The sequence below is a fragment of the Noviherbaspirillum sedimenti genome, from assembly GCF_003590835.1.
Lineage (GTDB): Bacteria > Pseudomonadota > Gammaproteobacteria > Burkholderiales > Burkholderiaceae_D > Paucimonas > Paucimonas sedimenti.
In genome coordinates this window covers 1,146,422-1,160,962 of sequence record NZ_QYUQ01000002.1, presented here as the reverse complement: position 1 = coordinate 1,160,962, position 14,541 = coordinate 1,146,422, and the positions used below count along the sequence as shown (strand labels likewise).

General features: G+C 57.0%; 12 protein-coding genes. 4 read left to right on the top strand and 8 right to left on the bottom strand.

Annotated features, from left to right (window positions below):
• Positions 1–7: 7 nt before the first annotated feature.
• From D3878_RS05430 to D3878_RS05415, 4 genes are all read right to left on the bottom strand, one after another.
• A complete protein-coding gene (locus tag D3878_RS05430) occupies positions 8–817 on the bottom strand; it encodes a ferredoxin--NADP reductase (protein ID WP_119784544.1) in 810 nt (269 codons plus the stop codon).
• A gap of 50 nt (positions 818–867) precedes the next feature.
• Positions 868–2,292, bottom strand: coding sequence for a SpoVR family protein (locus D3878_RS05425; protein WP_119784543.1), 1,425 nt, complete (start codon positions 2,290–2,292; stop codon positions 868–870).
• Positions 2,289–3,530, bottom strand: a complete 1,242-nt coding sequence (locus D3878_RS05420; protein ID WP_119784542.1) for a DUF444 family protein — start codon at positions 3,528–3,530, stop codon at positions 2,289–2,291. The genes D3878_RS05425 and D3878_RS05420 overlap by 4 nt, the downstream gene beginning before the upstream one ends.
• Positions 3,531–3,616: 86 nt before the next feature.
• The gene (locus D3878_RS05415; protein ID WP_119784541.1) at positions 3,617–5,563 is read right to left on the bottom strand and encodes a serine protein kinase; all 1,947 of its coding nucleotides are present in this window, start codon (positions 5,561–5,563) and stop codon (positions 3,617–3,619) included.
• A 120-nt stretch (positions 5,564–5,683) separates the two neighbouring features.
• On the opposite strand from D3878_RS05415, the gene D3878_RS24250 reads away from it, so the two are divergent.
• Positions 5,684–6,010 carry a YjfB family protein gene (locus tag D3878_RS24250; protein WP_233556236.1) on the top strand — a complete coding sequence of 109 codons (327 nt, stop codon included), beginning with the start codon at positions 5,684–5,686 and terminating at the stop codon, positions 6,008–6,010.
• Between the two features lie 198 nt (positions 6,011–6,208).
• On the opposite strand, the gene D3878_RS24035 is transcribed toward D3878_RS24250, so the two are convergent.
• The 3 genes from D3878_RS24035 to D3878_RS05390 form a co-directional block, all read right to left on the bottom strand.
• Positions 6,209–7,312 (bottom strand): hypothetical protein, encoded by a 1,104-nt coding sequence (locus D3878_RS24035; protein WP_199688094.1) that lies wholly within the window; start codon positions 7,310–7,312, stop codon positions 6,209–6,211.
• Positions 7,313–7,547: 235 nt separating this feature from the next.
• The gene (locus D3878_RS05395) at positions 7,548–9,215 is read right to left on the bottom strand and encodes a sensor domain-containing diguanylate cyclase (protein WP_119784537.1); all 1,668 of its coding nucleotides are present in this window, start codon (positions 9,213–9,215) and stop codon (positions 7,548–7,550) included.
• 108 nt (positions 9,216–9,323) lie between these two features.
• Complete coding sequence (locus tag D3878_RS05390; protein WP_119784536.1) at positions 9,324–10,730, bottom strand: undecaprenyl-phosphate glucose phosphotransferase; 1,407 nt, start codon at positions 10,728–10,730, stop codon at positions 9,324–9,326.
• 402 nt (positions 10,731–11,132) lie between these two features.
• Here D3878_RS05390 and epsL point away from each other — a divergent pair, with 402 nt between their 5' ends.
• On the top strand, positions 11,133–12,359 hold the full coding sequence (gene epsL / locus D3878_RS05385; RefSeq protein WP_158592191.1) for an XrtB/PEP-CTERM-associated polysaccharide biosynthesis outer membrane protein EpsL: 1,227 nt from the start codon (positions 11,133–11,135) through the stop codon (positions 12,357–12,359).
• A gap of 278 nt (positions 12,360–12,637) precedes the next feature.
• Here epsL and D3878_RS24030 read toward each other — a convergent pair whose 3' ends face one another.
• The gene (locus D3878_RS24030) at positions 12,638–12,865 is read right to left on the bottom strand and encodes a hypothetical protein (protein ID WP_199688312.1); all 228 of its coding nucleotides are present in this window, start codon (positions 12,863–12,865) and stop codon (positions 12,638–12,640) included.
• Here D3878_RS24030 and D3878_RS05380 point away from each other — a divergent pair.
• The gene (locus D3878_RS05380) at positions 12,789–13,655 is read left to right on the top strand and encodes an EpsD family peptidyl-prolyl cis-trans isomerase (RefSeq protein ID WP_233556457.1); all 867 of its coding nucleotides are present in this window, start codon (positions 12,789–12,791) and stop codon (positions 13,653–13,655) included. The genes D3878_RS24030 and D3878_RS05380 overlap by 77 nt on opposite strands.
• A 62-nt stretch (positions 13,656–13,717) precedes the next feature.
• Positions 13,718–14,506: a polysaccharide export protein EpsE gene (gene epsE, locus D3878_RS05375; protein ID WP_119787718.1), complete on the top strand. Its 789-nt coding sequence runs from the start codon at positions 13,718–13,720 to the stop codon at positions 14,504–14,506.
• The last annotated feature ends 35 nt before the right edge of the window (positions 14,507–14,541 follow it).

Here is a 14,541-nt window from a genome sequence, read left to right as displayed (position 1 = left end):
AGGATGCCTACCAGTAGTTTTCCGCGACATATTGCCCCGGCAGTTCGCGCCGGCAGGGGCGCATGCCGCGCGCCTTGAGCAGTTCGCGCATCTCGTCGGTCATGGCGGGATTGCCGCATAACATGACGCGCGACTTTTCCGGCTGCAGCACCAGGCCGGCATGCCTTTCCAGTTCGCCGTTCTTCAGCAGGGTCGTGATGCGCCCGTTCAGGCGGGCAAGCCCCGCGCCAGTACCTGGCGCCGGATTGATCACACTGCTGCGTGTACTGGTCTGCACTATACGCAGCGTGGCCGGTTCGACGGCATACTTTCGCTGTAGCTCCCACAATTCATCGCCATAAGCGAACTCTTCTGCATGGCGCACCGAATGCACCAGCAGCAAATGGCGGAAGCGCTGCCAGACCGCCGGCTCGCGCAGGATGGAAATGAAAGGACCCAGGCCGGTGCCGGTGGCCAGCATCCACAAATCCTCGCCATCGATGAAGCGTTCCGGTGTCATCACGCCGTGGCTTTGTCTGTCGAGGAGGATCGGCTCGCCCGGCGCAAGGTGCCGCAAGGCCGAAGTGAAGGCGCCGCCCGGCACATCGATGAGGTAATACTCCAGCTCCGTATCGGTGGTGGCGGAAACGATCGAATATGCGCGCCAGACCAGGTTGCCCGCACCGTTAATCAGGCCGAGGCGGGCGTACTGGCCCGCGCTGAAACGGTATTCCGCTGGCCGCGTGGTTTTGAAAGAATACAGGCCAGGCGCCCAGTGGTGGATGGCGGTAATGGTTTCGCGAGTGGCGCGGTCGTTTGGCTGCAGGGCGGATTGCATGGAATGCCTGCCTTCGATGGGTGAGGATAAATCAGGATTTTGCCACAGCCTCACATATATTTTCTCTTGCTCGAAATATCCCGCGCATAACCCCGTTCATCGACCGTATGCAGGTTGACCGGCCGCCGCCATACGCGCGCGATGTATTCGAGCACGCGGTCGGCGCGCGCCATGTCCAGGCCGCTGCCGTCGCTGCGATGGTCGTGCGTCAGTTCCAGGCTGCCGTCCTGTTCGATGCCGGTTACCGCGATGCGCGGCGCACCGTAGTTGAATTTCGGCGCCAGGATCGCTTCGCGAATGGCATGGATATCGCGGCTGGCGACGCGGATGTCGCCCTCGGTGTGGGTTGCATAGACGAACAGGTCGAGCTTTCGCGCCAGTTCCGCATCGAGGTAATTGCGGATGAAGCCGAAATCGTCTTCTTCCCGGCAGATGCGGCGGGCGGCTTCCAGGCCCTGTTTTTCGATAATGTATTCCCACATCGAAAAGCCGAGATGGTAGGGGTTGATCGACAGCGCCAGCTGGCGTTCGGCGGCGTAGGGACGAACCACGTCGGAATGCGCCTTGATGGCCGACAGGTAAAGGTCTTGCGGCAGGAAATCGGCTTCGCGCAGGAGCCGCGCATGCCAGTAGGAGGCCCAGCCCTCGTTCATGATCTGGCAGGCAAAGACCGGATAGAAATAAAAGGATTCCTCGCGGACAGCAAGAAAGATGTCGCGCTCCCACCCGGCCATGTCAGGCGCATGCTTGGCGATAAACCACAGCAAGTCATATTCTTCCAGCGGCGTTGCGGAAGAGGGGGATCGCGGCGTCATCGGTTCCAGCGCCAGTTGCATGGTTTCGCCCGGCAATTGATGGTAGCGCCGGCGAAAATCGTCGCCGGAGGACGCGGCAACGAGCGCCGCGATGCCAGGCGCTGTCGGCTCGGACCGGCGCGGCATTGCAGCGGAGGCACTGCGATGCAATTCGCTCTGGACATCGATATGCGGTTCCAGCGCCAGCGCTGCATCCAGCACGGCTTCCACCTTTTCCTGGCCGTGCCGCTCCAGCGCCATTTCGATCGCGTGGGCGCGTGCGGCGGCCTGTTCGAGGATGTGGCCGCCCGCCATTTCCATGAATTTGCGGAACAGGTGATTGTTTTTGGCAAAATCGGCATGGCCGAGCACATGCGCGACCACCAGGGTATTTTCCGGCAGCGAATTGCCATTGACCAGATAGGCGTGGCAGGGATCGCCCGGAAACATGACTTCGAAAATCCGCGAGTGGCCCATGCCTTGCTGGATGAGCTGATGAATATAGCGAATGCCGAAGGACCAGTGCGGCATTCGTACCGGCAAGCCATATACGGCAATTTCGGTCATGAAATTATCCGGCACCAGTTCGAAATCGACCGGGTAAAAATCCAGGCCGAGCCGCACCGCCAGTTCTTCGATGCGGCGCGCGTAGTCTTGCAATTGGTTCGCACCGGCGGTCATCGTACCGCCTCGGCTGCATTGCTTGAACTGCTCGTACCGGCCGGATTACCCGCGCTACCCGTCTCTGCAGCTTCGACGGTGGTTTCTCCGCCCGCGCCAGCTTCCGACTGTGACATGAAGAATTTGCGGATCGCTTTCCAGACATCGTCGGCGCGACCCAGTACGCTGGTTGCGACCGGCAGGCCGCTCTGTTCGAGCGCGGCGCAGATCGCCTTCATTTCGGTACTGGTGGTGCGCAGCGAACCAGGCGTGGTTTCGACATAACCGACATAGTTCACCTGTTTCAGCAAGCTGGTGAGCGCTTCGGTGGCAGGCATCCGGTCTTCGGTGAAGTTCTCGCCATCCGAAGCGTAGAACAGATAAATGTTGTATTGATTCGGGTCATAGTCGCTCTCCAGCAAGTCCAGCGCCAGGCGGAAGGCGCTCGATGCACCGGTGCCACCGACGCCGGAGACCTGGAAGAATTCGCTTTCGGAAAATTCCCAGGCATGCGTGGTGTGCGCGATGAAACGCGTCTCGACGCGGGCGTACTTGCGTCGTATACCTTGCAGGGCAAAGAAGAAGAAGGTCTTGGCCAGTTTGCGCTCGGCATCCGTCATGCTGGCCGAGACATCCAGGGCGAACAGGACCACTGCATTGGTGGCGGGTTTTTTTCGCTGCACCAGTTGGCGAAAGCGCAGATCCTCATTGGAAAATGCTGCGCCACCGGGCTGGATGGCGCGACGCTTGATGGCTTCCTTCATGGTCCGGCGGCGATCCAGGCGGGCGCGCGCACCATGCCGGTCCCAGCCTTCGCGCACATACTCGCGTTCGTCGATGGCGGCCTTGCGCTGTGGCTGCAGGTCCGGCAATTGCATTTCTTCCCAGAGCCAGTCCATGATGTCGTCCACCTTCAACTCCATCAAGAGCTGCACTTCGCCTTCCTCCTGTCCGCCACCCTGGCCCTCATTGTCGCGCGACGGCGTGCGCGGCGCCTGGCGCAGGACGTCGCCTGGCTGGGCGGCGCCCTGGCCGGCTGCGGTCGGCACTTCATCGGTGGCGTGCAACAGGCGGAAGCGGGCGTGCTCCAGCATGCGTACCGGCACTTGCACGGTCTTGTCCTGTTGCGGCCCGGTGATCAGGTCCGGGCCGGCGATCAAGCTTGCGAGGTTGTCGCGCACACCCTGACGGACTTTTTCATTGTGGCGCAACATGTCGCGCGCGCCCCGGGAAAATAGTTCATACCAGGGCGATTCCATGCAAATCCTGAGATGACTGCGCATATCTGTTCCTGTCTCGCCTAAACCATCATCGCCAGGCGCTTGCTGCTGCCTGATCGCGACGCCTATTCCTGTGCCAGCAGGGTGGTCACGTAGTTCAGGGCTTCGCGCGCGCTGTGGGCGTCGTATCCGTATTCCTCAACCAGGCGCTGTTCGACAACGGAAATCTTTTGCCGGACTTCTTCATCCGGCCGCATGGTCGAACTGACCAGTCTCAACACATCCCGCCTTTGTTCGAAGAGGTATTGCTGTACCGCGTCGTGCAGCAAGGCGTGGCTGTCCAGGGTGAATTTCTCGCCCCGCTTGAACGCGCCCATCGCCTTGCGTACGACTTCCTGGCGAAAGGATTGTTTGCCGGAGTCGGTGATATGGATGGTTTCTTCGACTGTGCGCATAAAGCGTTCATCCGGCTTGCGTTCTTCGCTTGTGATGGGATCCCGTACCGGGCGGTTGTCCAGACTGGCCTCGACCTCGTCCAGGTATTTGTCGAGCAAATCCTGTGCCTCCTGTTCAAACGAGACGAACAGGGCTTTGTAGACATCTTCCTTGACCCAGCGATTGTAGAAGTGCTTGCGCGCCAGCACGAGGTAATCGACCCATTTGCGCTTTTTCTTGGGGTCGATGCGCGCATCGCTTTCGATGGCATCCTTTAGGGATAGCAACACGTCCATGGTGGTCAGGCTCTTGCTGTCCGACTGGATGATGGCGCTTGACAGGGCATTGATGACGAAGCGCGGCGACACGCCGGCCAGACCTTCTTCCGGCGCCTTGTGCTTCATCCGTTCCGCCTCGTTGCGGTTGATGCCCTCGACTTCTTCATTGGCATGGATGCGCAATTTTCTGCCCAGCTCGGATTCCTTGTCCTCGCCATCCTGCAGGCGGGTCAGCGTGGCGAACACGGCGGCGGCATGCAGCACGTGCGGGTCGAGGTGGACTTCACGGAAAGCCGGTGCCGCCGACGAAATCAGCTTGCGGTAAATACGCGCTTCATCTTTGTAATTCAGGGTGTAGGGCACCTGGATAATGACCATGCGGTCGAGCAAGGCTTCATTTTCGCTTTCCTGCAAAAACTTGCGGAATTCCGCCAGGTTGGTATGTGCAAGGATTGTTTCGTCCAGATAAATCAGCGGGAAGCGCGATACCTTGACGTTTTTTTCCTGCGTTAAAGTCAGCAGCAGGTAAAGGAATTCGCGCTTGACCTTGAGAATTTCAATCATTTCGAGCATGCCGCGGCTGGCGGCATACACTGCACCGGACCAGGACCAGGCGCGCGGATCTCCTTCATCGCCGTATTCGGCTACCTTGGATAAATCGACCGAACCCACCAGGTCGGCGAGGTCTGCGGTAGTGGGGTCGTGCGGCGCATAGGTGCCGATGCCGCTGCGGCCGGCTTCGGAAATGAAGATGCGCTCAACCGGCATCTGCATGAAGTCGCCTTTGTACTGCTGTTCCAGGCGGCTGCGGCAGAAAGGGCAGACTTCGCCGGTAATCTCGACCCCGTACGTATCACGGAAAGTTGCCCGCAAGGTATGCGGGACCAGATGCAGCGGCGATTCATGCACCGGGCAGCCGGCGATGCCATACAGGGCTCCGGCCTCGGTATAGCTGTATTCTTCCAGGCCGCGCTTGAGCAGAATCACCAGGGTAGATTTGCCGCCGGAAGGCGGCCCCAGCAAGAGCAGCAGGCGGCGCCCGACTTCCGAGCCGGCCGCCGCCGCCTTGAAATAATCGATCACGCGCGTGATCGATTCGTCGACGCCGAACAATTCATCCTGGAACAGCTTGCATTGTGGATTGCCTTCTGCATCTTCGGTACGGGTCCAGCGGATCATGTCCCAGATGTACTGGTGCGAGGAGCGGGCCACGCCATACGGATCGTCGGGGAGAATTTTTTTGAGGAAGTCGCCGAGATTTCCTGACCAGTGCTGGGCGCGATGATCCTTGGCGAATGCGACGAGATTGCTCAGGAAATTTTCTTGCTGCTCTGAATGAATAACATTATTCTGGTTCATTGCACATGTCTCCCGTTTACTATTTTGTGCTGCATGTTTTTTGCTGCATTATTCGATGGGATTTTTATCATGGACATTGAAATCCTTTGAATGGTTCGACATGTTGTATGGATAATTGTTTTGGCGCACCTGGCTGGCCTGGCGAGCACGAGCTCGATTGCAAGAAGAATTATTTTCTTACCGGCTAAAGTGATGGCACTTTCTGCCGATAACACAATCAGGCGTAAAGTAGTGTTAGGGAGAAAAGAAATGGAAATCGGTTCAATTGCGAGCATGGCAACCGGCATGGCACAAGCGAAAACTGCGCAGGATGTCAGCATCGCCGTGTTTAAAAAGGCGCTGGATGCGCAAAGTGACGGGGCCATGGCCTTGCTGCAGGCAATTCCGCAAGTGCCCTCTACAAGATTGCCCGTGCATCTGGGCCGCAATATCAATACCGTTGCCTGATAGAAATCGATTTGCAGTTTATTTGCAGTTTATTTGCAGTTTATTTGCAGTTTATCTGCAGTTTATCTGCAGTTGATCCGCAGCGCAGCCGGTGCTGTCGCGACTGACAATGTTCCGGCGTCGCGATCGAAGGCAGCTATCGAATGCAGGACTGGCGGATTGCGCTGCTATCCCTTGTCATGCGTTGTCGACCCGCGATCAGCCATCCTCAGCGAGGTTGCGTTGGCCTGACCATCCCCCCGACAATCCCCCCATTTCCGGACTGATTTTGTATTGATAGGATGGGCATCCCTGCTTGCCCCACTTTTCGCCGCACACATCCCATTTGCATCTTTCCCGTCGCAGCAAGCCGTTTAACTGTGCGCAGCGCGCATACTGATGACCAAGTCCCGGCAAGGACTGGCGCGTCTGCCTGGGCGGAACACTCGAGATTTTTTCCTGGGATTCGGCGCGAGCAGTTCCGTTAGTGCTTGCCTGGACCAAGGGCGCGCGCGGTGCCTGCTGCGCCAGGCGGGTTGCCTTCGCCTTTGTTGAGGCGTGACGCGCGCCCCTGGACTCGTTCCCCGGGCGCATTGATTTTTGTTTGGCGGGTGCGCGGACTTTGCGCGCCTGGAGGATTGCTGGCTGAGGATGTTCCTGTTTCGGGATAGACAGGGCAGGTGCAGGCGGCGCAGCAAGCGGCCGTGCCGGGCGTGCAGCTACCGCGGCCACGGTGGCGTCCGGGGATATCGCCGCATGTGCAGCCACCGTGTCGCCGCGGCTGCCATCGGCCACCTTCAGTCTGAAAGAATTGTTGTTGGCGATGATGATGCCGGCGACGATGGCGGCCGTCACGCTGAGCAAGCCACTCAGGGCCGGCGTGGCAGCACGCGCGGCGGCAGGCTTCAGGCCGGTTTCCTGTTCGAGCTTGTGCTTTTGCGCTTCAGTAAGTTCGAATTTCCACGCACTGGGTGGCGGATCCTGCGGTGGCGAGACGGCGGCGCTGCCTGTGTCTTCGGCAGCGTAATCCGCCGCCAAATCCGCCGCCAAATCCGCCGCCAAATCTGCCACCCTATCCGGCGCGCCGCGCATGTCGCCTGGATCACGGGAATACAATGGCACGCCGGCGATCTGGATGTACTCGCCGTTCGTCGCTTGAAAGCAAACATTGCCATCAAAGCCCATGCGGTGACTCGCATAGTTACTCTTCGCCGGCAGTATGTGTGACCTGGGCACAGCGACGGATGGCGGATTGCGCAATTTCGCCTGGATGGTGTCGAACCAGTTCGTTACATTGGATTTTTCGCGATACCGATATTGCATGCGATTTCCATTTGGAAATGATGGGCGGATGACGCCAGCGGTTAAGCGGTTCGTTTCGTATGATGGCGTGTGACGCCAAGCCTGCCTTGATCAATTCGGCACGATGCTTGTGATTTTGCATGGCGCGTGCCAGTCAGGCAGGGTGGCTACAGAGCGCAACAGACAACTGACGGCACCGGCGGCAGTGGCGCTGCCGGATTGTCATGCGAGTCATGCGAGCCAGGGAAGGCAGGATTCAGGCGGTTTCAATCCGGTTGCGGCCGTTTTCCTTGGCACGGTACAAGGCATGGTCGGCACGTTTGAACAGGGATTCGTAAGTGTCTTCAGCTTGGTGCGTCGTGCAGCCGACGCTGACCGTGACCGATAATTTTCCGGCATCGGTGTCGAAAACCGCGCCGGCGATTGCCGTGCGCACCCGCTCGGCAAATAAGCGGATGCCCTCGGGGTCGCATTTGGCAAGGATCACGACAAATTCTTCGCCACCGTAACGGCAGGCAAGATCCATTTTGCGCACCAGCTTGCCAATTTCGCGGGCGACGCCGGCCAGAACCACATTGCCGGCATTGTGCCCGTGGGCATCGTTGAATTTCTTGAAATGGTCGATGTCGATCACGGCAATCGACAGGCCGGCTTTATCTGTGTGACGTTCGAATTCGTTGATACGACGATTCAGTTCCAGTTCAAAGGTGCGGAAGTTGAAGAGGCCGGTCAACTTGTCGGTAGAGGCCTGTTCTGCCAGTTCCTTGACCTTGTCTTGCAAGACAAGGTTCAGGCGTTCGATTTCGCGGTGCTGTTCCAGGTTGAGTAGATAATTACGACCGTTGATGATGGCTGTGCCAAGAAAAGCGGACAGATTGTTCAGCAGGATTAAATCCGATTCGGAAATGTCCAGAGTATTCACAAAAGTAAAGAAAGTGAGGACACCGATGGGATGGTTCTGGTGGCGGATCGGAACCATCAGCAGGGTGCGCACCCCACCCAGGATCTTCATGGTTGCCTGGTCATTACTGGACATCGGCAGATGCTTTATCTTTTGCACATCAGGAAAAAGCAGTGGCGTATTGCGCATGAATGTGTGCGATATGCCGCCATCCGTGGTGTTTTGCTGATAAGGATGCGAAAGCAGGAATTGTTCCCATTTTGCCCGGCGCGCCTCATAACGCGGATTGGTGATGGAAATTTTCTTGCTGACCAATACTTCATTTTCAAGCAGGAAAAACCCGACCATGTCGAACGTCAGCTTGTGAAACAACTCATGTGCAAACATGTCGTAAATGCGATCGGGCGATGTCATGTTATTCATCTCGACGATGAATTGCAGGAAGCGGGATTGTTCTGCCGCAGCAGCTTCGAGACGGTCTTGATTATCTTTGAGATAGGCATATTCCAGCGCATTGCACAGCGGCGCATGAAACAGCGCGACTAATTCATCGAATATGTCCAGTATTTCGTGGGTGATCTTTCCTTGCTGTTTCAATAAAACGATGGTGCCAGGCAGTTTGCTGTTCTGTTTGCTTTCCGCCGCCATCAGTGGAATGGCGGCCATGTCTTCCAGCTTCCACAGGCCGAGCAGGCGTTTGACTTCGCCCGTTGCATTGACGATATCGGCCTGGATGATTTGTTTTTGCAGGTAGGCCTTGACGCTGAGATTCGCCGCGTCTGGTGTCAACTCAATCTTGTAGTCAGCGTAGGTATTTTCCAGGAATTGGTATTCGCTGGTGAAGTGGACTTTCCTGCTGATCAGGGCCGTGCCGCTTGCATCGAGCAGGTTGATCAGGTAGCCGTCCAGCAGTTCTAGGCTGTCAATTTGCTCACCTAGTAGATCCAGCAAGGTGGACAATTCTATGGTGCTGTTGATTTTTTCGAGCAGCAAGCATTTGTCGGCAATGGAGTAATACGCCACGTCGTGTCCCCGGAATCTTTTTTGTAATTTGAAGGCATATTATTGCTTGTTTTGTTCCGGAAAATGTACTTGTGAGAAATAAAATTTGCACGTTCAGCTTCGTTCAGCTTAATAGGCATTATTGCCGCTCCAACCCTTGAAAGTTGTCCAAATTATAATTTTCATGTCCATTAAAAACGACCAGTTGCGGATGTAATAGAGGTCAAACTGGAGCCGCTTGCGCATCTTTTCGACTGTGTCGGTTTCACCTCTATGGCCGTGGATCTGGGCCCAACCGGTAATCCCAGGCTTGACGCGGTGGCGCAGCATATACAGTTCCAGCAAATCCTTGTATTTGTCATTGTGTTGCAAGGCATGCGGTCTCGGGCCAACGACGGACATGTCGCCCCGCAAGACGTTAATGAACTGCGGCAGCTCATCGAGGCTGGTTCTGCGCAGGAAGTGCCCAAAGGGGGTAACGCGGGGGTCATTGCGACTGGCCTGGGTCACTACGCCGGTTTCCAGATGCACTTTCATGCTGCGGAATTTGTAGACATCGATTTTTTTGCCATTCAATCCCAGGCGCGGTTGCTTGAAAAAGACCGGCCCCGGCGAGGAAATCTTGATGCCGATGGCTAGCACGATGAAGAGCGGAATCAGCAATATCAGTGTGACCAGGGCAAACATCCTGTCGAAAATTGCCTTGAACAAGCCGCCGACGCCGCTGGAAACCGGGCAATTCAGGTCGATTGCCGTAACACCCAGAAAATCGATCATGCGGTTGCTGAGCATGTGGAGCCCGATAGTGTCGGGCACCCAGCGAATATCCACCAGCGCATTGCGCAGCAAATGCTGCAACTGTTGCATCTTGGCCGACGCCGCCAAGGGCAGGGTAATCCAGATTTCATGGATCTGTTTTTTCAGCACGTACTCGGGAATGTCCTCAAGATTGTCGATGCGGTCGATCGCCGGGTCGCGCAATTGGTGCGCATCCTGTTCGTCGACATGGATGCCACTGACATCATAACCATACCAGTCCTGCTGTTGCGCCCGCCGATGCATTTCCTGTCCGGTTATGCCATAGCCGACGATGACCACACGCTTGTTGTTCAGCCCCATTTTGCGCAACAGACGCAAGGTCGAATAAAGCAGAAGCCGATAACAAACCAGCAGTACAAGGCCAACAAAATACCAATAGAACATCCATATCCGGGAAACATTGCCGGCATGATGGATCAGGAAACTGAAAAACAGGCCTATCAACAAGATCGCGGCCCAGGCAGCCGCAAGTTGCCCTGTCATGGTCAGCATTGGCCGGCCGCGCCATGAGGCATAGACGCCAAGCAGGGGAAACAGGAAAAAAGCCAGTGCGCCGCAAAAATACATCAGCATCGGATGGATCGGCGCAACCGAATCCAATGGTCCGAGAAAATGCATTGCGCCCGCCAAGTTGGCGGCGCCCACGATGGCAAATACATCCACCAAGCGCATGGAAAATTCCAGTCGGGACGAATTGTCGATCAGTATGTCGCGCATTGGATTTCTAATGCCTGGCCAGTCAGGGAAGGATGGCTATGCAAGCATCTTAGTTAATGCGACGAGAGTTTTTTTGATGGCACTCAATCCGGGAAAGGCAGGCAAGGCCGATCAGCATGAAGCTTGACAAAACATGATGACCGGGAAGGACTGTGGTGTTTTAACCGCACGTCGACAGCCGGATTGACGTTTCTAGTTCAGCAATCTGTTGACATGCGGCAGAATTGAATGGAAAGCCGGCAACCAGGATAAGGGGATTATCTTTATGGAAATAAACCTGGTTTATAATCAACACACTACGTAATGACCTGCACTGACCTGAATTGCCAACGGAGAAGCGTTCGATATTCGCCGCGGTGGACAAGACTAGATACTGCTTTTTTCTTGATAGGGATGAAATTTATGATGTTCAAGCAATCAACAGCACGTTTGCCGGTATCGCGCCGTCAGCGCTTGCTGCCACTACTCATTATTCCCGGAATGACGCTCGCCGCGCTGGCTCAGGCACAGACCCAGGCGGCAGGCGAGGGCGATGTCGTGCGCGTGCATGTCGGGATTTCCGCAACCCATGAGGACAATATTCTTGGCACCAGTAATGCCGCGATTGCCGCCGGCGCGCCCAAGCTTTCCGATACGGCGCGGCGGGTGGAAGCGGGGTTGATTTTCGACAAAACCATCAGCCAGCAACGGCTCACTGCCAGCCTCAACCTCGATCGCACCAGCTTCAATCGTTTCAGCAATCTGGATTACAACGGCCGGGATATTCGCGCTAACTGGAACTGGCATGCAGGCAAGCATCTTGAAGGCAATCTGGGTGCCACCCATGTGCGCGCCCTGACTTCCGTCCAGGATAGCCTGACCGTGACAGGCTTGCCGTCACAATTGCCCAACGTGCGCACGCAGGACCGCCAGTACTTCGACGCCAGCTGGCGCCTGCATCCGAGCTGGCGCTTGCGCGGCGGCTTGAGCCATTATGAGCTCGACTATGCGCAAACCGGGCCGCAGGTGGCCAATCGCACGGTCAATGACGGCGAAGTCGGCGTCGATTACCTTGCCCGCAGCGGCAGCAGCATCGGCCTGCAATACCGTCATGCCGAGGGTGAGTTTCAGTTCAGCCCGCTGAACGATTATTCCCAGGATGAAATCAAGGGCCGGGTCGACTGGAAACTGACCGGCAAGACGGACCTGCTGTTCCTTGCCGGCTGGGTACAGCGTGACAACGATCTGGCGCCCGCCAATGACTTTTCAGGTTTTAATGGACGCGTCAACGCCACCTGGCGCGCGACCGGCAAAACCACGGTCAATGCCAGCCTCTGGCGGGAAATCGGCGCGCTCGATGACCAGACCGCTTCTTATTCACTCAATCGCGGCATCAGCCTTGGGGCGGGCTGGGAAATTACGCAGCAGCTGCGGCTGGATGGATATTACCAGCATGAACGCCGCGACTACACCCCGGCCAATCTGGCGCGCAAGGACCGCGTCAATTATGGTTCGTTGCAGCTGTCGTATTATCCGATCCGCAAGCTGCGCATCCAGACTGCAGTCTATCGTACCGCGCAAGGCTCGGATGTGGCGGCAAATGCCTATCGTAATGTCGGTGTCAGCCTGGGCACCCGTTACGAATTTTAAGATATACCGGAAATCCCTCCAGACAAAGGGGTAAATACAGGCGGAGCGCGCGCGTTCCGCCCGGGTTCGCCCGCAAAGCGCTTCGCGGGATTTCCGTCATTTCCCCCCTCTTTCTTTGGCTGTCCCGCGCTCAGCAATCGCTAGCGGAATGGCCGGATTTCACATTTTTGATACAAATCCGCAGCCCATGCTGGCGGCTGTTCCATTTGTGAACCATCCCCTGCGCTAAAACAAAGCTCTTGCAAAGGCCAATGCTAAATTGAGTCCATGCAAATTTTTTAGAGGCGCAGGCGCGATCGAGCGTTCAGGCCTTTGAAAATTCGATGTTTTTCATCTGCTTGAGGGAGTTGATTCTTGCGCTTCAGTCTCTTTTCAATGACAGGGCCCGGATCTTCCTGGCGATGGCGTGGCTTGTCCTTGGCGTTTCTGGTGGTGTTTTCGTCTGCCTTGGGTGCTTGCGGGAAATTCGATTTGCCCGGCGCAGCTGTGGCAAGGGTAAACGGCAAGGCAATCACCGAATACCAGTTCGGCAATGAACTTCTGCGCACCAGCACCGGGCCGACCGATGCCGGCCGCACGCAGGTATTGCAGAAATTAATTGATCGCCAGTTGTTGCAGGCCGAAGCCCAACGTCACAGCATCGACCGCGATCCACACGTCATGTCAGCGATCGAAAGCGCCAAAGCGCAAATCCTGGCCGAGGCATATCTCCAGAGCAGGCTTGCGTATGTCCCGGCACCGTCGCGCGATGAAATCGCCGCCTATTTCCACAGGCACCCGGAGCAATTTGCAAAACGCACACTGTTTCACCTGAAAGAAATGGCCTTGCCATCCACGCAGCTCACCGGCGAATTGCAGAGCGTACTGGATCAGGCCCGAACGCTGGAAGATATTGCCGCATGGCTGGATGGCCGGCGGGTACTCTATACGCAAGCACGGCAAACACGCAGTTCCGCCGACATGCCGGCGGCCCTGCTGGCCAGGATGCAGGACATGCAAGCCGGGCAGATGGCGGTAGTCAGGGAAGGCGACAGCGCATCGCTGTTCGCCATTATGGCGATCGAGCCCAGCCCGGTGACGCTCGCGACCGCGACGCCGCAAATCGAGCGCATCTTGCAAAGTCAAAAGGCGCGCGAACTTGGCCAGGCAGAATTGTCGCGGCTGCGGCTCAGCGCGCGAGTCGAATATGCGAACGGTGCAGGCGCACCGCTCGCGCGAATGCAGGGCAGCGCGACGCTTGCCGACACAGAAAAGTTTGTCAGTCAGTCCGGGGTGCAACAGCACGCGGCGCAGTGAGGTGCGGCCGGTGCCGTGTATCGGCCACAGCCTTGATTTTGAACCAGCATGGGGAATTCAAAATGAAAAGCTATTTCAAATGGATATTGGCCTTACTTATCTCGCTAATCGTCAGTTCGGCAGGGGCCGCCGATATCGAGCTCGGTTCAGGCGATACGTTGCGGATCAGTGTATATGGACATCCGGATCTTTCTTTGGAAACCCGGGTTTCGGAATCCGGCAACATTTCCTATCCCCTGATCGGCGAAGTGAAGGTGAGTGGACTGTCGCCGGCGGCGGCAGAGAAGAAAATTTCCGGGATGCTTGAACGCGGCGGCTATCTGCGCAACCCGCAAGTCAATATCGCCATCGCCCAGAACCAGAGCCAGCAAGTCTCTGTACTGGGGCAGGTGGCGCGGCCGGGACGCTATCCGGTCGATGGCAGGCGCAGTCTGACGGAAATCCTGGCATTGGCGGGCGGGACGACGCCCGACGCCGGCGATACGATCACCCTGGTGCGCACCCGCAATGGCAAGGCCATCAAGGAAAACCTCGACATCCAGGATATGGTCAAGAACGGCGACATGCAGAAAAATCTGCAGCTCAAGACCAATGATGTCATTTTTGTCGAGCGTGCACCGCGCTTCTATATCTATGGCGAAGTCCAGCATCCCGGCACTTACAAGCTCGAGCGCAACATGACCGTCATCCAGGCACTGTCGGTGGGCGGCGGCCTGAGTCCGCGCGGCACCGATCGCGGCGTGCGCCTGAAACGCCGTGACGCCGATGGCACCTTGCGCGAGATCACGGCAAGACACGAGGATATCGTGCAAATGGACGATGTCGTTTATGTACGGGAAAGCCTGTTTTGATGGCAGGCGGCTGAACTCCCGGAAATTCTGAAACA